This is a genomic window from Rhodococcus sp. WS3, from assembly GCF_003797085.1.
GTDB lineage: Bacteria > Actinomycetota > Actinomycetes > Mycobacteriales > Mycobacteriaceae > Rhodococcus_F > Rhodococcus_F globerula.
Map to the genome: position 1 here is coordinate 2,071,370 of NZ_RKMA01000001.1, position 19,292 is coordinate 2,090,661.

Here is a 19,292-nt window from a genome sequence, read left to right on the forward strand (position 1 = left end):
CGACATCACGGAGCCGGAACCTCGATGACAACCGCCGAACCCATACCGCCACCGGCGCACATAGCTGCCACACCGATTCCACCGCCGCGGCGTCGCAGCTCGTGCACCAGGGTCACCAGCATGCGCGCACCGGTGGCTGCCACGGGATGCCCGAGAGAACATCCACTGCCGCTGACATTTACACGATCGGCATCGATTCCGAGCATCTTGATCGTCGCCACGCACATAGCTGCGAACGCCTCGTTGATCTCGAACAGATCCACGTCGGCCAACGACATTCCCGCGCGTGCCAACGCCTTCGGAATTGCCTCGACAGGAGCCAGACCCGTGAATGCGGGATCGACCGCGACGGATGCCCACGACTTTACCGTTCCCAGTCCAGGCATCCCCAGATCGCTGCTGGCGATGGTGAGAACCGCAGCAGCATCGTTGGCGCCGCTCGCATTTCCGGCGGTGATGCTGAAGCCTTCGATCTCGGGGTGCAGCACCTTGAGCGAGCCGAGCTTCTCCAGGCTCGTCTCACGGCGCGGATGCTCGTCGACGGAGAAGAGTCCGTGCGGTGTGCTGATGGGCACGATCTCTTCTTTGAACCGCCCCTCGTCAATGGCGCTCACTGCCTTCTGGTGCGAGAGCAGAGCCCACGCGTCCATGTCCTCGCGCGAGACTCCGGCCTTCACCGCGGCATTCCAGCCCACCGTGATCGACATGTCCTTGTTCGGCGCATCGGGGCGATCCGGGTGCGTCGGGGACATCCACGGCACAAATTCGCCGTCGACGCGGAACAACGACCGCGGGCTGGTCGACGAGGAGTTGACGCCACCGGCGATGATCAGCTTGTCCATCCCGGAACGGATGGACCCTGCAGCGGCCTGCACGGCGCCCAGGCTAGCCGCACAGTGCCGGTTCAGTGCCAGGCCTGGCACCGTAGTCAGGCCCGCGGTAATTGCCGCGTGGCGGGCGATCACGCCGCCGCCGTACAGTCCCTCGGCGAGCATGACGTCGTCGATCTGACTCGCGTCGAGAGTTTCTGCTGCCGCCGCGACGACATGGTGCGCGAGGTCGTGAGCGGTGGTGTCTCGCAACGTTCCCTTACCCGCGGTACCGATGGGGGTTCGCAGAGCGGAGACGATAATTGCTTCAGGCATGGGTGTTCTCCAATTCGGCCAGCAGAACGCGGCGCAGTAGTTTTCCGGTTTCGGTCTTCGGGAGTTCGTGTCGGAACACGACGATGTCGGGAGTCTTGGACGAACGCAGTCGTTCCTTGACCCACGCCTTGATCTCTGCCTGATCGACCTCACCGACGAGAACAGCAACTATCCGCTGTCCCCATTCAGGATCCGGAACGCCGATCACAGCAGCCTCGATGATGGCGGGATGCGCAAGAAGCACGTCCTCGATTTCTGCGGGGGCGATGTTCTCACCCCCTCGGATGATGGTGTCGTCCGCGCGCCCCTCGATGAACAGGAAACCGTCGGAGTCGAGTCGGCCGAGATCACGCGTGGCGAACCAGCCGTTCTCGTCGAGGACGCTCCGATTTCCGTACTCACCGGAAATCTGCTCGCCTCGAACGAACACCAGGCCGGTAACCCCGGCACCGACCGGATCACCGTCCTCGCTGCGCACCTCGATTTCGATGCCCGGCAGCGTTTTTCCGACCGATCCGAGACGATCACGCACTGCCGGATCGGTAGAGGCAAACGCAATCCGGTGATCGTCGGGGCCGAGAACTGCCACCGACGACGCTGTCTCCGTGAGTCCGTAGGCATTGACGAATCCGGTATCCGGGAAGCTTCGCAGCGCGTGCTCGAGTACCGGCCGGGGTGTTCTCGATCCGCCGTACGCCAAACTTGCCAGCGAGGGAGTATTTGCATCGTTCTCCCCCAATTCGGCGACAACACGCGCCAGCATCGTGGGAACGAGCATTGCGTGAGTGACGCTTTGGCTCCGGACGGTGTCGAGCCACACGTTGGCGTCGAAAGCGGCCAGATAGACGATCCGACGCCCGGTGTAGAGATTGGAGAGCAGGTTCGTCAGACCTGCGATGTGGTACGGCGGAACAGAGACCAACGACGCGTCGCTCTCGTCGGCCGACGAGAACTCCATGGTGTTGAGCACGTAAGCAAGTAGATGCCGATGCCGGAGTATCGCGGGCTTGGGATCAGCGGTGGTTCCGCTGGTGTAGATGATTGCGGCGACGCTGTCACCGTCCCACTGTGGAGCCGGAGCATCGGATGGAGCCGGAGCTTCGGATTCGGCCGAATCCTGCTGTATCGCTTCGATGTCGATCAGTTCGTCGAGATCGTCGAGACGCAGCACCAGTGCACCGGGGTGGCGGTCGATCAGGGCAGTCAACTGCTGATCGCCCAATCGGTAGTTGAGTGGCACGAACGGAACCCCGGCCATCGCGGCGCCGAACAGCGCGACGGGGTACGCGAGGTGGTTGGTGCCGAGGTAGAGCACGGCAGGGTATTGCCGGAATCGGTCGGCGGCGCGGCGGGCAAGGGCAAGGAGTTGCGCGGCGGTCAATGACCGATTTTCGACGGTCACTACGGCCCGATCGCAACTCGATGCGGCCATTTCTGCAATCATGGTGATGTTCATGAGAACATTATTCTCTCAACAGAGATCAATACTTGCAAGAAGGGAAATCAAAATGCAGATCAACGGTTGTTCCGCCATCGTCGTCGGTGGCACCGGAGGGCTCGGCGAGGCTACGGTTCGCCGTCTCCACTCGGAGGGAGCCAAGGTCGTCGTGGCCGACGTTGCCGACGACAAGGGCAAGGAACTCGAACGCGAACTCGGCGTTCGATACGTCCGCACCGATGCCGGCGACGAAGACAGCGTTCTTGCCGCAATCGCCGAAGCCGAATCACTGGGTCCGCTGCGCATCTCGGTCGACTGCCACGGCGGCCCCGCCGGTGGCGGCCGCCTGGTCGGCAAGGACGGCAGCGCCATGAGCCTCGAGGCGTTCACGACCACGATCAATTCGTACTTGATCTCGGTGTTCAACGTGATGCGCCTGTCGGCAGCAGCGATGGGTCGTCAGGAGGCTCTCGAGAGTGGGCGCGGCGTCATCATCAACACGGCGTCCATCGCCGCGTACGAAGGCCAGATCGGCCAGCTGCCATACTCCGCAGCCAAGGGCGGCGTTGTCGGCATGACTCTTGTTGCCGCACGCGACCTCTCGCCGCTCGGCATCCGCGTCGTGACGATCGCTCCCGGCACTTTCCTGACGCCCGCATACGGAAAGGCCGGCGATCAGCTCGAGGCGTACTGGGGACCGCAGGTTCCGCATCCCCAGCGCATGGGCCGCTCGCCGGAGTACGCCACGCTGGTCTCCTCGATCGTGGAGAACGACTACCTCAACGGCGAGGTCATCCGCCTCGACGGCGCACTGCGGTTCCCCCCGAAGTAAATTGCCGGACCGCGACGCCAGGGGGCGTCGACGCCAGTGCGACGCCCCCGACCGTTCGCGAAACACTATGAAAACCTTTGTTCTGCAATAACAATCAAAGATTCTGGTTATCCGACAACTTGAATGCCAGTCCCATACTGTGTCCGCATGACTTCCATACATTCGACAACCAGCGGCCAGCGTAGGGCAGAAGCATGAAATTCTGGACCGGCACAGCCTTCATGAACACCGCCGAGATGCCCTCCGTCGCAAAGATGCTCGACGAAAACGGCTACCACGGCGTCCTCGTATCGGACCACCTCATCTTCCCGCGTGAACTCAAAACACGTTATCCGGCAACGGAAAGCGGCGTGCCGTACTGGCAACCCGACACCGAGTGGCCCGATGCCTGGGTTCTCATCGGCGCAATGGCCGCGGTGACGGAGAACCTGCATTTCGGCAACAACGTCTACATCGCTCCCGCGCGCCCCATCCTCGAGGTCGCCAAACAGGTGGGCACCGCGGGTGCACTGTCCAACGGACGCGTGTCCATCGGACTCTCAGCCGGCTGGATGCGTGAGGAATTCGAACTACTCGGCCAGGACTTCGACAACCGTGGACCACGACTCAACGAAATGATCCAGGCACTGCGGGCCCTCTGGAAGGGCGGCTGGGTGTCGTGGAAAGGCGAGTACTACGACATCCCGGAAATGATGATCGAACCGCACCCGCCTGCCCCGGTCCCGATCCTCTGCGGCGGCGAATCCGCTGCCGCCCTCAAACGCGCAGCACGTTACTGCGACGGCTGGGTCGGGACCGCGTACACGCTCGAAGAAGCCACAGTGTGGATCGACCGAATCAAGGGCTACCGCCGCGAATACGGACGCGAAAACGAGCCTTTCGAGATCATTCTCGGATTGTTCGACGAGCGGACACCTGACCTGTACAAGCGGGCAGAAGACATCGGGATCACCGGCGTCATGTGCTCACCGTGGGCCAACTGGGACCTCCAGCACAGCGGAGACCACTCGCACCTGAAGGGAAGCGCGGAGCAGTACCGAGCGCCGATCGAGAAGTTCGCCGAAGAGATCGTCTCCAAGTGCCTGTGACGTGAAAGAAAAGGCTGGGCACAGATCCCCTGGTGCCCAGCCTCTTCCACTTTCTCCGATTCAGCTCTTGACGGCGGTGAGCTTCGCGATGTTGTCCCGGAAATCCTCGCTCTGGAATGTCAGCTCTTCGGCCGTCGTCGCAAAGTCGAGTGTCGCGAGAATCGCCCGCTCGAGGTGCATGTTCAGCAGTCGCTTGGTGCTCTCGACGGCCTGACGCGGCTGCGAGGCAATCTTTTTCGCGCATTCGATGGCGTCGGCAAGTGGATCGAGCGACACATGGTTGGCCAGGCCGAGCGTGCAGGCCTTCTCCGCTCCGATGCGCGTCCCGGTCAATGCGTATTCCTTTGCCAGCAGCAGACTGATCTGCAGCGGCCACGTCAGCGGTCCACCGTCGGCGGCAACCAGTCCGACCTGTACGTGCGGGTCGGCCAGGTAGGCGGATTCTGCGATGTAGACGATGTCGCTCAGTGCAACGAGGCTGCATCCCAGGCCGACGGCCGGGCCGTTGACAGCCGCGATCACGGGGACACGGCACCGAGCCATTCCGAGCACCAGATCACGACCGTGCGCGATTGTGCGAGCCCGCATTTCGGAGTCTTCGGCCAACTCTGCGAGGTAGGCAAAATCGCCACCCGCCGAGAAAGCCTTACCGTTGCCGGTGAGTACTGCGGCACGGGCGTCACGATCCGCGCTGAGCCGTGGCCACAACTCCGCCAAGCCGGTATGCAGACTGTCGTTGACGGCGTTGAGCGCGTCCGGTCGATTGAGAGTGATGATCCGCAGCGAGCCTTCTGCGCGGACGTCAATCTCTTCGGGCATGTCGTACATGTCAAACTCCCAATCCGAGAATGCGCGAGGCAATGATGTTCTTCTGAATTTGTGATGTCCCACCCATGACGCTCTGGGCGCGGCTGTACAGGTACGAACCGAGCATCTCGGTGTCGCGGCTACCCGCCTCCGTCAACGCTGCGTGCCCGACGGCCTGATCCACCCAGGTCATCAGGAGCTTGTCGAGCGAGCCCTCAGAACCGTGGGAGAGTCCGTCCAACTGCTCGGACAACCGGCGACGCACGTGTAGCCGCAACATCTCCGTTTCCACTGCAGCCCAAGCTAATTCCGTCGACGGCGGTCCGTCGCTCCTGGCTGCGAGCTGGCGGACCAGTTTGCCGTAGCGCGCCGCATAGCCCAGCGTGGAGGGTTCACGTTCGTGCCCGACAACCGTCATGGCCAACGCCCAGCCTTCACCGGGAGCACCGACCATCTGATCGACCGGCACACGAGCACCGTCGAAGAGCACCTGGCCGAACTCCTTGGTGACACCGTTCATCATCTTGAGCGGACGCTGCTCGATACCGGACTGGTCCATCGAGACGATGAATGCGGTCAGTCCGCGGTGACGCTTTGCATCGGGTTCCGTCCGCGCCAAGAGCAGGCACCAGTCGGCGACATCGCTGTAGCTTGTCCAGATCTTGTGGCCGTGTATGACGTACTCGTCGCCCTCACGGACGGCGGTGGTCGTGAGCGAGGCAAGGTCCGAACCGGCACCTGGCTCACTGAATCCCTGGCACCAGCGTTCGGTGCCGTTGATCATTCCGGGAAGGAAACGACGCCGAAGATCCTCACTGCCGTGCCTGCCGAGTCCGTGCACCAGGTATCCGAGGCTGGGCCGAGGCGGAGCACCCGCTATGGCCAGTTCCTCGTCGACGATGACGTCGTAGACGGGCGGCAGTTCCTGTCCGCCATATTCTTTGGGCCACGATGCGCCGAAGAATCCGCCGCTGTAGAGCGCCTGATGCCACTCGCCCTGCCGTGCCCAGTACTCGTCTCCCGAGCTCGGGAATGTCTTTGCCCGCTCAGCTGCCCATGACCGCAGTCGGTCTCGGAAAGCGGCTTCTTCCGGCGAATCACGAAAGTCCAAGGTCGATCTCCTCCAGCCTTACGGGAAACAGTTCGGTGGACGTCAATGCCCGCCGCAGGTACACATGCACGAGGCACTCCCACGTGTTGCCGATTCCGCCGTGCACCTGCACTGCGGTTTCACACACGGTTCGAGTTGCCCGTGCGCAGTAGATCTTTGCGATCCGCGCCGCTGCGATCGCCTCGGTCGGCGGCAGCTCGTCCACGGCCCACGCCGCGTACCGGAGCACACTCACCGATCCTTCGATCAGCGCGAGGCCTTCGGCCAGCAGATGTGCAACAGCCTGGTACGACCCGATCGCCGTGCCGTACTGCTCACGGACCTTGGCGTACTCGGTCGCAACATGGTGAGCGCCCCGCGCCGTGCCGACCAGATCGGCACAGGTAGCGACGAGCGCAAGTGCCTCCCACCGCGTCACGTCGTCCGTCGATATCTCCCCGAGGGAATCCGTCGGATCGAGCAACTCGGCAAAACCTCTGGTCAGATCGGCGCCTGCAGCTACCGGTCCGACGCGGCCGGCAAATGCCTTGTTCTCACGCAAGACGAGAGCGTGGTCGAGACCGGTCGCGTCGACCGCCTCGTCACCGACAGCTATTGCCCACGTGAGCTGATCATCGGCGACATGACGACGTAGATCGTCGGCAAGCACCGGTCCGAGAAATGGAACGTCGACCAGTCCGCGGCCGAATTCCTCTGCGACGATAGCAACTTCGACGCCAGACGCTCCGTCCGAGCGGAGTGAACGCCAGCCGGTTGTGGCCACCGCCTTCTCCAGACGAGCGATGCGAGAGCCGTCCTCCAAATCGAGGACCGAACCCGGTCCCAAATCGTCGGCCAGTTTTGCGGCAGCGTCACGCAGCTGCCGCTGTTCATTAGTCAGACGTACGTCCATAGCGCTCCTTGAGTTCTCGGCGCAACACCTTGCCGGAGGGCAGGCGAGGAATTTCGGGCACGAACACCACTCGCCGCAGGCGTTTGTAGCCGGCCATCCGGCCGGCTACGAGTTCCATGAGTTCCACTTCCCCGATCGAGCCGCTTGTCGCGACAGCCGCGACGATCGCTTCGCCGTCTTTCGGGTCGGGGATTCCGAACACCGCGCAATCCGCGACGTCGGGGTGTCCGTGGAGGACTGCTTCGATCTCGGCCGGGGCTACCTGGAAGCCGCGAACCTTGATCATTTCCTTGAGGCGGTCGGTGATTCGCAGCCAACCGTCGTTGTCGAGATGTCCGACGTCACCGGTGCGGTACCAACCGCCGGCGAACGCACCGGCGGTTTCCTCGTCGGGAAGATACCCAGCCATGACCGAAGCCGACAGTGCCTGGATTTCTCCGGTCTCGCCGGTGCCGAGCACCTCGCCGGTTTCGGTGGACACGATTCGAAGGCTCACGCCCGGTGCCGCACGCCCCACGCTGTCGAGTTGTGCACCCTCGACGGGGTTGCACGCGATGACGGGCAGCTCGCTGGCACCGTACGCCGGCATCCACCCGACACCTGTTCGCCGCGTGACTTCCTCGGCAACGCTGGGTGTCACCGGCGTTGCGCCCCACATGATGTAGCGCAGCGACGAGAGATCGTACGATTCGAGTTTCGGATGCGAGGCGATTGCCAGAGCGATGGGCGCCACGGCCATTTCGACGGTAATCCGGTCTACCTCGATGTGGTGCAGCATCGTATCGAGATCGAATCGGCGGTGAAGCCGCAGCCATGCACCGGACTCGAGTGCCGTCACGATGTTGAGCAGCCCGAGTATGTGTGAAGGCGGAGTCACGATCTGCATGCGATCGCGTTCCGTCAGCTCCAGCACGTCTCGCCACTGCTCGACGGCAACGGCAAACGACGCATGAGTGTGCCGGACCGCCTTGGGTAAGCCGGTTGTTCCCGAACTGAAGACGAGAACGGCATCCGACGCGGGATCGGGCTCGCCGAACGTTTCGGTATCGGCGCTGCACGAGACCGACTCGTCAAGGCTCAGCATCGGCATCAGTTCCGCGAGCACAGGATTGTCTCCGATTGCATACACGGGGCTCGTTGTCGCCAGTGCGTGCGCAACCTCGACGCTCTTCCACACCGGACTGATCAGCACGACAGCGGCGCCCGCGCGCCAGATCGCAAGTACCGCGACGACAAACTCCGGACGATTCGACGACATGAGAGCAACGCGTTGACCAGCAGTGACACCATCCCGAACCAATCGCGATGCAAGCGCGTCGGCAAGCGCCTCCAGCTCGTCTCGGCTGTATTTCTGTTCGTCGAACACAAGGACGCTCTGCCCGCTCATCCTTGGCTCCTCACTGGGGGATGGGGGCTAGCGCATCCCCCGTCTCGCGTGTACAAATGCTTCATTGAGAAGATCCTATCTCGTTTGAGAGAATAGTATTCTCAAACTTATAGAATCTCAATATCAGCAGGAGGTAGCCATGGCGAGACCACCGTTGTTCCAACGAGCGACCGTCACCCGGATCGTCAAAGAGAGCTCCGACGCGCGTACATTTGTTCTCGCTCCGGCAGACGGTCCGTTCACCTACAGCGCCGGGCAGTTCTGCACATTCCGCGTCGAGGTCGACGGCACCGAACTGTTCCGCTCGTACTCGATGTCGAGCTCACCGGACACCGACAACGAATTGATGACCACCGTCAAACGTGTTGCCGGAGGCAAGGTCTCGAACTGGCTACACGACAATGTCTCCGAAGGTGACGAGGTGGTCGTCACCAGGCCGGCCGGCACGTTTCGCCTTCGCGAATCCGAGGCGCCGTTGCTCGGGTTCAGCGGCGGCAGCGGCATCACCCCGATCCTGTCGCTCGCCAAGACCACTCTCGCCACCACCGATCGCGAGGTTCACCTTCTGTGCGCCGATCGTGATCACGACTCGATGATCTTCGAGCGCGTTCTCTCGGAACTCGTCGACCGCTACCCCGGTCGGCTCACCGTCACACGCCACCTCGACGACAAGAACGGATTCCTCGACAAGGCCGCAGTACTCGACTTTGTCGGCAAGCACGTGGGCGCCGACAGCTACCTGTGTGGCCCCGAACCCTTCATGGACCTGATCGAATCGGCCCTACCGGGACCGGGCCGCGTCTTCAGCGAACGATTCGGCAGTGCGGCCGAACCGATTGTGGCCGAACCGATTGCGGCCGAACCGGTGAGCACGGGTGAATCTGCCGCTACCGAACCAACTTCCACCGAAGTCACCGGAACAGTGACCATCGTTCTCGGGCGAAAGAAGACCTCGGTACCACGACACCCCAACGAGACTCTGCTGGAAAGTGCTCGGCGCGCTGGACTTACGCCGCCGTTCTCCTGCGAAGCCGGAAACTGCGCAACCTGCATGGCACACGTCACCTCGGGAAGCGCCGTGATGAGAATCAATGACGCACTGACCGACGAGGAGGTGTCGGACGGCTACGTTCTGACCTGCCAGGCAATACCCGACTCCGAGTCGATCACGGTGAAATACGAGTGAGACAGGAGATTCCAGGCCAAAAGTCGTTGTAAAACAACAGAATTGACGCATTCGCTCGGGGCCATCAGCTCGCCGACATGAGCAACATCGCCGCGCCCAATTTCGGCAGACACGCTGAGGGCGCTACTTTGACGACCCTCAATCCTGTTGAATTACAAGATCATTAACTGGAAATCGGCGAACGTCGAAATGCACCAACGGGAGTTCGATCCAGGTTTCTCTTGCTATTCGCAGCGATCATTGAATATATTACAACAAATCCAGGTGCGCCAAGAGTGCGCATAATCACACGCAAGCTTCGTAACAGTCCAAAATCTCTGCATACAAGGAACTTTGGCCGCGCTTGCATGATGAAAGTCGAGTTGGATGATTCTCACAATTACGAGGCGTGTAGGCCGCAGCTTGGTGGTCGTCTTGTTGGTAGCGGCAGCAGCTGTTCTGCTGTTGAGCCTGGCACCCGGGTCTGCCGCCGAGGTGATCCTGGGTGAAAACGCTACCCCCGAGGCCGTTGCGGCGATGGAAGCAAAGATGGGACTCGACGTTCCCGTCTGGACTCAGTACTTCAATTGGCTCGGTGACGCATTCCGCGGAGACTTCGGAACCTCGCCGCTCACCGGACAGTCAGTCAGCGAGGCGATCGTCGAGCGCCTCCCTGTCACTCTGCAGTTGGCCGCTATGGGCCTGATCATTGCTCTGGTTGTTGCCGTTCTGATGGCCGTCGCCTCCGCGTCGCGCCCAGGAAGCAAGCTCGACCGCGGCATCAATGTCGTTTCGGCTGTGTGCCTCTCGGTTCCCGCGTTCATCGCCGGCCCGGTCCTGATCTATTACTTCGCGATCAAATTCCAGCTCTTCCCGGTGACAGGCTGGTCGCGTATGAGCGAAGGCCTCGGTGCAAACCTCCAGAGCGCACTGCTGCCCGCGATCGCAATCGCGTTGACCGAGATCGCCGCATTCCACCGTCTGCTGCGCACCGACCTGATCGGAACCCTGCGCGAGGACTACGTGGCAGCGGCTCGGGCGAAGGGAATGCCCGGGTGGTACGTGATGTTCCGGCACGCGCTCCGACCGTCGTCGTTCTCCCTGATCACCGTTGCCGGCATCAGTCTCGGTCGACTCATCGGTGGCACCGTCATCGTCGAAACACTCTTCGGTCTACCCGGTTTGGGACAGCTCATCTCCTCGTCCATCACGTCGCGCGACGTGATCATGGTCCAGGGAATCGTGGTCTTCATCGCGATTGTGTACGTGGGTATCAACACCCTGGTCGACCTCAGCTACGGATTGATCGACCCACGGGTCAGGAAGGTTGTCGGAGCATGACGCGATCAGTAGTCGAAGACCGGACCGGCTCGCAGGACGAGCAACCGTCGGACCCGCCGGCACCTCTGGTGCCACCGGCGAAGAAGTCACGATCCATTCTGGTGTACCTCTCCTTCGGTTGGCTCGTCACTGTGCTTCTCGCAGCGGCGCTGGCAAATGTCCTGCCCATTGCCTCCTACTCCGTTCCGGTTGGCGCACCGCGCCTTTCACCGTCGTTCGAATCCCTCGATCTGCTACTGGGGACGGACACCCTCGGGCGGTCGATGCTCTCCCGCATCATCTACGGCGCCCGTGTCTCGCTCCTTGTCGGCACTGTAGCCGGATTGATCGGATTTGTGGTGGGCTCCTTCATCGGCCTGATCGGCGGCTACTTCGGTAGGCGTCTCGATTCCGGCGTGACCCTCCTTGCCGACGCGATGCTCGCATTCCCGCCGTTGATCCTGCTGCTGGCGCTGGCGTCCGTCCTGACCCCCTCCATTCCGACCATGCTGCTCGGACTGACCTTGGTCGTGATCCCCGGATTCATCCGTCTGGCCAGAGCCAACACAATGTCGTGGAGCTCGAGGGAATTCGTCCGGGCCGCACGGAACATGGGCGCCGGCCACTGGCGAATCCTGTTCAAGGAAATCCTGCCGAACGTCCTCGCTCCCCTGGCTGCGTTCCTTCCGATCATCATGGCCGCCCTGATCGTCGCCGAAGGCTCACTGAGCTTCCTCGGCCTGGGAATCCCACCGCCACAGCCCAGTTGGGGCGGAATGATCGGCGACGGCAAGAACTACATTGCCGACTACCCATACTTGGTCTTCGTTCCTTCGTTGGCGATCTTCTTCACGGTGTTCGCCCTCAATCAGGCAGGTGACTTCCTCCGCAACAAGTTCGACCGCACTCTGCACGACTGAACCTCGAGGACTGCACGACTGAACGACCAAGACCGTTTTCCCGCTCGACACGACGTACTCATTTCCACGTTCCACCTGAGAGGGCTTTCCATGATCCGAAAAAGACGCTTACTGACAGCGGTCGCGATGGTGTGTACCGCAGCATTCGTGCTGACCGCCTGCGGCTCCGATTCCGGCAGCAGCAACGAGGGCACCACGGCTGCAGGCGATCCCGTATCCGGCGGTGCCGGCCGCGCGATCATGGCGGGCGAGCCGCGGTCCCTCGACCCGGCCACGCTGTCCAACACCTGGGCACACCAGGGCATCCTCGGCAACTCGCTGTACGGCACGTTGATGATCAACGACACCAAGACCCTTGACGTCACATACACCATGGCCGAGGACTTCTCGACCGCCGACGGTGGTGCCACGTTCAACCTGAAACTTCGCCCGAACCTGAAGTTCTCGGACGGAACACCCCTCGACGCCGAGGCGGTCAAGTTCAACTGGGAGCGTCTCAAGGACCCGGCTCTCGGTTCGACGTCTGCTCGCTACGTCGCACAGATCGCCAATTTGAGCGTCGTCGATCCGGCCAACCTCGCGGTCACGATGGTTACGCCTACCCCGCACTACTCGCAGACCCTCATCGCCAGCTCGATGAACTGGATCGCCTCACCGGCCGCACTGCAGAAGGGTCAGGCCGGATTCGACGAGAACCCCATCGGTGCCGGACCGTTCACGCTCACCAAGTGGGCGCGGCAGGACTCCATCGAATTGGCAAAGAACCCCACGTATTACGACGCACCGCGCCCGTACCTGGATACCCTCACCATCCGTGTGGCCGCTGACACCAATCAGCGTTACAACACACTCTCGACCGGTGGCGCTGATCTGATCAACGAATCGAACTGGCAGACGTTGGATACCGCCGAGACCGCGGGCTTCCCGACCGAAATCGTTCCGATGGGCGGCGGCCAGTACTTGTCCATGAACTTCCGACGCGCCCCCTTCAACGACGAGCGTGCCCGTCGTGCAGTGTCACTCGCAGTTGACCTCGACGCCATGAACACCGTCGTCTACAGCGGCAAGGGCGAGGTCCCGGAGACCCTGTTCCAGGAATCCTCCCCGTTCTACGCGGACATCAAGTTGGGCGAGTACAACAAGGCCGAAGCGCAGAAGCTCTTCGACGAGCTCGCCGCTGAAGGCAAGCCTGTCTCGTTCACCTTCACGTCGTACCCGACGGCCGAGAGCAAGACCGCCGGCGAGGCACTGCAGGCACAGTTGAGCGCCTACAAGAACGTCGAGGCCAAGGTCGACGTGGTCGACTACGCCGCCGCTACCGCCAAGATGGGCACCAAGGACTTCGACATGGTGATCTCCTCCGCGATCATCCAGGATCCGGATTCCATGTGGTCGACCTTCCACAACAAGTCCCCTGGCAACATCATCGGTGTCGACGATCAGGAACTGAGCGACGCACTCGATGTCGGCCGTACCTCGCAGTCGCAGGACGAGCGCAAGGCCGCGTACACGACCGTGCAGGAGCGCCTCGCCGACCTCACCGTCGGACTCTGGTACATCCGCGCAGCACCGTCGACCGTGACGGGCAAGGACGTACAGGGCGTCACCATGTACGGCTCGGGCTCGCCGCTCACCGACGCTATGTGGATCGCGAAGTAGCCGAAAGCAATTCGACGCAGTAGCCGACTACAGATCAAAGGGCCGGATCACCATGAACTCTCAGCCACTCCTCGAAGTGAGGAACCTACGTGCCCACATCGGCACACCACGCGGAATCGTGCGTGCCGTGGACGGGGTCTCCTTGACCTTGGACCGAAGTCAAGCACTGGGAATCGTCGGTGAATCCGGCTCCGGCAAGTCCGTCATGGCACGGGCCATCATGGGCCTGATGCCACCGCGTTCGGGCCGATCAGGGGAAGTCACGTTCCAAGGACGCGATCTACTGTCGCTGACGAAGAAGGAAAAGCTCGAGATCTGGGGCAACCAGATCGCCATGGTCTTCCAAGATCCGGGCAGATCACTCAACCCTGTAGTCAAAGTGGAACGACAGATGACCGAAGGGATGCGCCGCCATCTCGGAGTCAGCCGTTCCGAAGCTCACAGTCGGGCCCTCGACCTCCTCAAGGAGGTCGGGGTGCCCGACCCCGAACGACGTCTGAGCAACTACCCCCACGAAATGTCCGGCGGCATGCGCCAACGCGTCATGATCGCGATCGCACTCGCGTGCGAGCCGGATCTGTTGATCGCCGACGAGCCCACCACGGCATTGGACGTGACGATTCAGCGCCAGATCCTGGACCTGCTGCGACGCATCCAACGCGAACGTGGCACCTCGATGCTGCTGATCAGCCACGACCTGGCTGTCGTCGCCGGCCGAACCGACCGCGTCTCCGTCATGTATGCCGGAAAGATCGCCGAAATCGGCTCCACCCGAGAAGTATTCGACGAGCCACGCCACCGCTACACCCACGCCCTCCTGGGAGCAACGCCCACCATCGACCACGAACGCCACTCACCGTTGCGTTTGATCGACGGATCGCTCCCCGACCCCACATCCCCACCCGAGGGTTGCCGCTTCGAGCCACGCTGCGGTCAGGCCGTCGCAGAGTGTTCCACTCCCGGCCTGCAGTTGGAATCAGTTGGCGCAGACCATGACGTGGCGTGCCTCAACCCGGTCGCCGTTCCGGCGTCGGCAATGTCCGGAAGGTAAAGAATCTCATGGCTGGTAGTGGTAGCGCCCATCTACGGGGCGACGACGCTCTCCTGAGTGTTCAAGATCTTGTCGTGGAATACCACACAAGTTCCGGAACCGTTCAGGCCGTATCCAAGATCAGTTTCGACGTCCTGCCCGGCGAAACCCTCGGCATCGTCGGCGAATCCGGTTGCGGAAAGTCCACCACCGGACGCGCAGTTCTGCGTCTGGACCGAGTCACCGCAGGCCGAATCCGCTTCGGCGAGGACTGGATCGAAAACGCCGACGAATCGCAGATGCGTAAACTGCGCCGCGACATGCAGATGATCTTCCAAGATCCGGTAGCGTCGCTGAACCCGCGGCGTTCCGTCAAGGACATCGTCGTCGAGGGCATGGCAGTCGCCGGCGCCCCCACCGCAGAAAAAGTCACCACCTCGGCATCGGTACTCGAACAGGTCGGCCTGTCCGGTACGCGGTTCGCAGAGATGTTGCCGCGCCAACTTTCCGGCGGCCAGGCACAGCGTGTAGCGATCGCGCGCGCACTCGCGCTGAGCCCACGACTGTTGATCTGCGACGAACCCGTCTCCGCACTCGACGTCTCCGTGCAGGCACAGATCCTGAACCTCATCGAGGTACTCAAGAGCGAGTTCGACCTCACCGTTGTCTTCATCGCCCACGACCTCGGTGTGGTGCGAACGGTCAGCGACAACGTCATGGTCATGTACTTGGGCAAAGTCTGCGAGTTCGGCGACTCCGTCGAGGTCTACGACGACCCCGCACACCCTTACACCCGCGCACTACTCGATTCCGTACCGCTGACCGATCCGGAGAAGGGCTTTGCCGGGCCAGCGCTGGAAGGGGATGTGCCGTCGCCGCTTTCACCGCCGAGTGGATGCCGATTCCGCACCCGTTGTCCCCAGGTCGAGGAACGTTGCGTTACGGAGGAACCTGAGATGAGAGAGGTTCGTCCCGGCCAGTTCGCAGCGTGTCACTTCCCCCTGGCTTCGGTGAGCAAGAACCTTCCGGTGGACAGCGTCGCCGGGTGATCTCGACTTGCCAGCTGCATTACTTCTGAAAGGTCGACCATGATCCGAACGAGGCGCGCACTAGCCGCGACTCTGGCCGCGGTGTGTTCCGTGGCAGTGTTTGTCAGTGCGTGCGGCACCAGCCCCGCAGAAACCACAGGAACCAGCGCCGATGCCGGTGAACCGGTAGCTGGTGGGGTGGCGCGTGCCATTGTCATCGGCGAACCTCGCACTCTCGACCCGGCTGGACTGGGTAATTCGTGGACGCGGCAAAGCCTTCTCGGAAACGCGCTGTACGGGACGTTGATGATCGAGGATCCCTCGACGCTCGACATGAAGTTCACCATGGCGACAGACTTCTCCACAGTCGACGGCGGATCGACGTTCACACTGAAACTTCGCCCCGGGCTGACATTTTCCGACGAAACACCGTTGGATGCGGCTGCCGTGAAGTTCAACTGGGATCGTCTGCGTGATCCTGCGAATCCATCCGATTCGATCAGGCAGGCGTCGCAGGTGGCGTCCACCGAGGTGGTGGACGCGACGACTCTGAACGTCGTGATGGCAGCGCCCAGTCCGGTCTTCCCACAGGCGCTGGTGACCGGTGCCATGAACTGGATCGCCTCACCAACTGCATTGCAGAAGGGGCAAGCCGCCTTCGACGAAAACCCCGTCGGTGCCGGGCCTTTCACGCTGACGAGGTGGACACGCCAGGACGTCATGGAGCTGAAGAAGAACCCGCAGTACTGGGATGCACCGAAGCCGTACCTCGACGGGCTGACCCTCCGAACGGTCGCTGACGCCACGCAACGCCTCAACACGATGATCGCGGGCGGCGCAGACTTTGCCATGGAAACGAACTGGGCGAGCCTGGCTCAGGCGCAGGACGCCGGTTTGTCCACTGACACAGTATCGTTCGGCGGCGGACTCTACATGGGCATGAACGTGCGGCGCGCACCGTTCGACGACGAACGCGCCCGTCGGGCAGTCTCCATGGCTGTGGATCTCGAAGCAGTCAACACCGTGATCAACGACGGCAAAGGCGTTGTCCCGCAAACACTCTTCCCGGAGACGTCACCGTTCTTCTCCCACATTCCACTGACGACCCCCAACAAGGAAACGGCGCAGAAACTCTTCGACGAGTTGGCAGCCGAGGGCAAACCCCTGTCCTTCACCTTCACCACCTATGCACTGCCGGAGAACAAGGCAACCGCCGAAACTGTGCAGGCGCAACTGAGCGCCTTCAAGAATGTGTCCATGGATATCGAAGTTGTGGATGCCGCGACCGGAAATTCCCGCAATGCCACTCACGATTTCGACATGATCATTGCATCGGCACTGTTCCAGGATCCCGATGCCGCGCTGTGGACCGCATTTCATTCCTCCTCGCAGGGAAACATCACCGGAATCAGCGACCAGCAACTCACCGGCGCCCTGGACGCCGGCCGTGTCGGGAAGACGATCGAGGAACGCCGCGCGGCGTACGAAACCGTGCAGAAGCGTCTGGTAGCACTCAATCCGGGTATTTGGTACGCAAAGTCTGCACCGTCGGTCATCACTGCAAAGAATGCACATGGCGTTGTGATGTACGGCTTCGGATCACCACTGCCCGAGGAGTTCTGGATGACCAACTGATCTTCCACAACTGAAGACACAACTATGGTCCCGCGAGTTGCGAACTCGCGGGACCATCTTCGTCGTCCGGCAAGGCCGAAGTCACAGGACACGCGGCGTCGATACATTCCAATGATTGTCTCGATACGAAATGTCTATTGGACGTACCGCCTGGCGCTGACTTGTAATAACAAGCACCCCTTGCCGATCAGGCAACTTCCCCGGCACGCGATTCCTCCGAAAGGCTGACGATGACTCGAGCGCAGCGAGTGTCTTTGAGAAAGTTTCGACCCACACGGCAAGCTAGAACGACACTAGTCTTGGCGTGTGCGGCGGTGCTCTTCCTGAGTGCTTGCGGCGGCGGAACTGTCGATCAAACATCGACCACTGCAGGAGATCCGGTGGCCGGCGGCAGCGCAGCGCTCACGTACAACAGCGAGCCTCGCACCCTCGACCCTGCAGCACTGTCCAACACGTGGGCACACCAGGCGGTTCTGGGTAACGCACTGTACGGAACGTTGATCGTCAACAACGTCGATACCCTCGCGATCGAGTACAAGATGGCCACGGACTTCTCTACCACCGACGGCGGCCGGACCTTCATGTTGAAGCTTCGCCCGGGGCTTCAGTTCACCGACGGCACTGCGCTCGATGCCGCTGCCGTGAAGTTCAACTGGGACCGATTGCGCGACCCTGCGTTGGCATCGACGTCGCTCCGACAGGCCGCGCAGGTCGCGAGCAACGATGTGGTGGACGCAACCACACTTCGCGTCACCATGACCTCCCCCAGTCCGCACTTCCCGCAGAACCTGCTCGCCGGCGCCATGAACTGGATAGCCTCACCCACGGCTCTACAGAAGGGACAGGCGGCATTCGACGCGGAACCCGTCGGAGCCGGTCCATTCACCCTCGCCAAGTGGATGCGCCAAGATGTCATCGAACTGTCGAAGAACACGGGTTACTGGGACGCGCCACGTCCATACCTCGACAGCATTACCCTCCGCGCCGCGAGCGATAACGCTCAGCGACTCAACGCGGTCACGACTGGCGCTGTCGACGTCGCAGCAGAAACGAGTTGGGCGAACCTCGCAAAGGCAGAAGAGGCCGGATTCCCCACTCAGACGGTGCCGCTGGGCGGCGGCCAGTTCATCGGAATGAATTTCCGCCGAGCACCTTTCGACGATCCCAGGGCTCGCCGGGCAGTCATTCTCGCGATCGATCCGGAATCGGTCAATGTCGCCGTGTACAACGGCAAGGGGCAAGTTCCCGCCACCCTGTTCCAGAAGAACTCCCCCTACTTCACCGATATTGCGCTGCCGAGTCCGGACAAGGTCGAAGCTCAGAAACTGTTCGACGAACTGGCAGCCGAAGGCAAGCCTGTCTCCTTTGCCTTCACCACCTACCCGACGCCGGAAGCCAAGGCAACGGCCGAGAGCGTTCAGGCCCAGTTGAGTGCATTCGAGAACGTCGAAGCCAAGATCGATGTCGTCGACTTTGCTGCCGCCACGGCGCGAACCGCGGCGCACGATTTCGATATGACCATCACGTCTGCGCTCATCCAGGATCCGGATTCCGGTCTGTGGAACGCCTTTCACTCGACCTCACGCGGAAACACGATCGGCGTCGACGATCGAGAGCTCACCGCTGCGCTGGACGCCGGCCGCGTTGCCGAAGACCCGGCTGCGCGCAAGGAAGCCTACGAAACAGTGCAGAATCGTCTGGTCGCATTGAATCCCGGGATCTGGTACGTGCGGTCGTCACCGTCCGTCATCACCGGCAAAAATGTACATGGCGCACTGATGTACGGCCTTGGATCTCCACTACCCGAGGAACTCTGGTTCCAGAACTGACCCGTC

Annotated in this window: 16 protein-coding genes; 10 read left to right on the forward strand and 6 right to left on the reverse strand. The window is 61.9% G+C overall.

Features of this window, described 5'->3' with window-relative positions; genetic code table 11:
* Positions 1-5 precede the first annotated feature (5 nt).
* Together EEB13_RS09310 and EEB13_RS09315 are read right to left on the reverse strand one after the other, a co-directional pair.
* Positions 6-1,145 carry a thiolase family protein gene (locus EEB13_RS09310; RefSeq protein ID WP_033236985.1) on the reverse strand — a complete coding sequence of 380 codons (1,140 nt, stop codon included), beginning with the start codon at positions 1,143-1,145 and terminating at the stop codon, positions 6-8.
* A complete protein-coding gene (locus tag EEB13_RS09315; RefSeq protein ID WP_045064786.1) occupies positions 1,138-2,601 on the reverse strand; it encodes a class I adenylate-forming enzyme family protein in 1,464 nt (487 codons plus the stop codon). The genes EEB13_RS09310 and EEB13_RS09315 overlap by 8 nt, the downstream gene beginning before the upstream one ends.
* Positions 2,602-2,653: 52 nt before the next feature.
* On the opposite strand from EEB13_RS09315, the gene EEB13_RS09320 reads away from it, so the two are divergent.
* Entirely contained in the window at positions 2,654-3,415 is a 762-nt protein-coding gene (locus tag EEB13_RS09320; protein ID WP_033236987.1) for an SDR family NAD(P)-dependent oxidoreductase, read from the forward strand.
* A gap of 194 nt (positions 3,416-3,609) precedes the next feature.
* Entirely contained in the window at positions 3,610-4,503 is an 894-nt protein-coding gene (locus EEB13_RS09325) for a TIGR03619 family F420-dependent LLM class oxidoreductase (RefSeq protein ID WP_116103663.1), read from the forward strand.
* Between the two features lie 60 nt (positions 4,504-4,563).
* Here the strand turns inward: EEB13_RS09325 and EEB13_RS09330 are convergent, their stop codons facing one another.
* From EEB13_RS09330 to EEB13_RS09345, 4 genes are read right to left on the reverse strand one after another with little or no spacing between them, the layout of a single operon-like run.
* Entirely contained in the window at positions 4,564-5,331 is a 768-nt protein-coding gene (locus EEB13_RS09330; protein ID WP_033236989.1) for an enoyl-CoA hydratase/isomerase family protein, read from the reverse strand.
* A 1-nt stretch (position 5,332) separates the two neighbouring features.
* Positions 5,333-6,421, reverse strand: coding sequence for an acyl-CoA dehydrogenase family protein (locus EEB13_RS09335; RefSeq protein ID WP_141485102.1), 1,089 nt, complete (start codon positions 6,419-6,421; stop codon positions 5,333-5,335).
* Entirely contained in the window at positions 6,408-7,313 is a 906-nt protein-coding gene (locus tag EEB13_RS09340; protein WP_033236991.1) for an acyl-CoA dehydrogenase family protein, read from the reverse strand. The genes EEB13_RS09335 and EEB13_RS09340 overlap by 14 nt, the downstream gene beginning before the upstream one ends.
* Positions 7,294-8,700: a class I adenylate-forming enzyme family protein gene (locus tag EEB13_RS09345; RefSeq protein ID WP_141485103.1), complete on the reverse strand. Its 1,407-nt coding sequence runs from the start codon at positions 8,698-8,700 to the stop codon at positions 7,294-7,296. Before EEB13_RS09345 ends, EEB13_RS09340 begins: the two co-directional genes overlap by 20 nt.
* A gap of 139 nt (positions 8,701-8,839) precedes the next feature.
* On the opposite strand from EEB13_RS09345, the gene EEB13_RS09350 reads away from it, so the two are divergent.
* From EEB13_RS09350 to EEB13_RS09385, 8 genes are all read left to right on the forward strand, one after another.
* Entirely contained in the window at positions 8,840-9,886 is a 1,047-nt protein-coding gene (locus EEB13_RS09350) for a ferredoxin--NADP reductase (protein WP_045064797.1), read from the forward strand.
* A 366-nt stretch (positions 9,887-10,252) separates the two neighbouring features.
* A complete protein-coding gene (locus EEB13_RS09355; protein WP_033236994.1) occupies positions 10,253-11,206 on the forward strand; it encodes an ABC transporter permease in 954 nt (317 codons plus the stop codon).
* Positions 11,203-12,105 carry an ABC transporter permease gene (locus EEB13_RS09360; RefSeq protein ID WP_141485104.1) on the forward strand — a complete coding sequence of 301 codons (903 nt, stop codon included), beginning with the start codon at positions 11,203-11,205 and terminating at the stop codon, positions 12,103-12,105. The genes EEB13_RS09355 and EEB13_RS09360 overlap by 4 nt, the downstream gene beginning before the upstream one ends.
* A 90-nt stretch (positions 12,106-12,195) precedes the next feature.
* Positions 12,196-13,764 carry an ABC transporter substrate-binding protein gene (locus EEB13_RS09365; RefSeq protein ID WP_033236996.1) on the forward strand — a complete coding sequence of 523 codons (1,569 nt, stop codon included), beginning with the start codon at positions 12,196-12,198 and terminating at the stop codon, positions 13,762-13,764.
* Between the two features lie 52 nt (positions 13,765-13,816).
* Complete coding sequence (locus EEB13_RS09370; RefSeq protein WP_033236997.1) at positions 13,817-14,815, forward strand: ABC transporter ATP-binding protein; 999 nt, start codon at positions 13,817-13,819, stop codon at positions 14,813-14,815.
* A gap of 8 nt (positions 14,816-14,823) precedes the next feature.
* Positions 14,824-15,843 carry an ABC transporter ATP-binding protein gene (locus EEB13_RS09375; RefSeq protein ID WP_141485105.1) on the forward strand — a complete coding sequence of 340 codons (1,020 nt, stop codon included), beginning with the start codon at positions 14,824-14,826 and terminating at the stop codon, positions 15,841-15,843.
* 39 nt (positions 15,844-15,882) lie between these two features.
* A complete protein-coding gene (locus EEB13_RS09380) occupies positions 15,883-17,457 on the forward strand; it encodes an ABC transporter substrate-binding protein (protein ID WP_141485106.1) in 1,575 nt (524 codons plus the stop codon).
* Positions 17,458-17,837: 380 nt separating this feature from the next.
* On the forward strand, positions 17,838-19,286 hold the full coding sequence (locus EEB13_RS09385) for an ABC transporter substrate-binding protein (RefSeq protein WP_315985021.1): 1,449 nt from the start codon (positions 17,838-17,840) through the stop codon (positions 19,284-19,286).
* Positions 19,287-19,292: the final 6 nt, after the last annotated feature.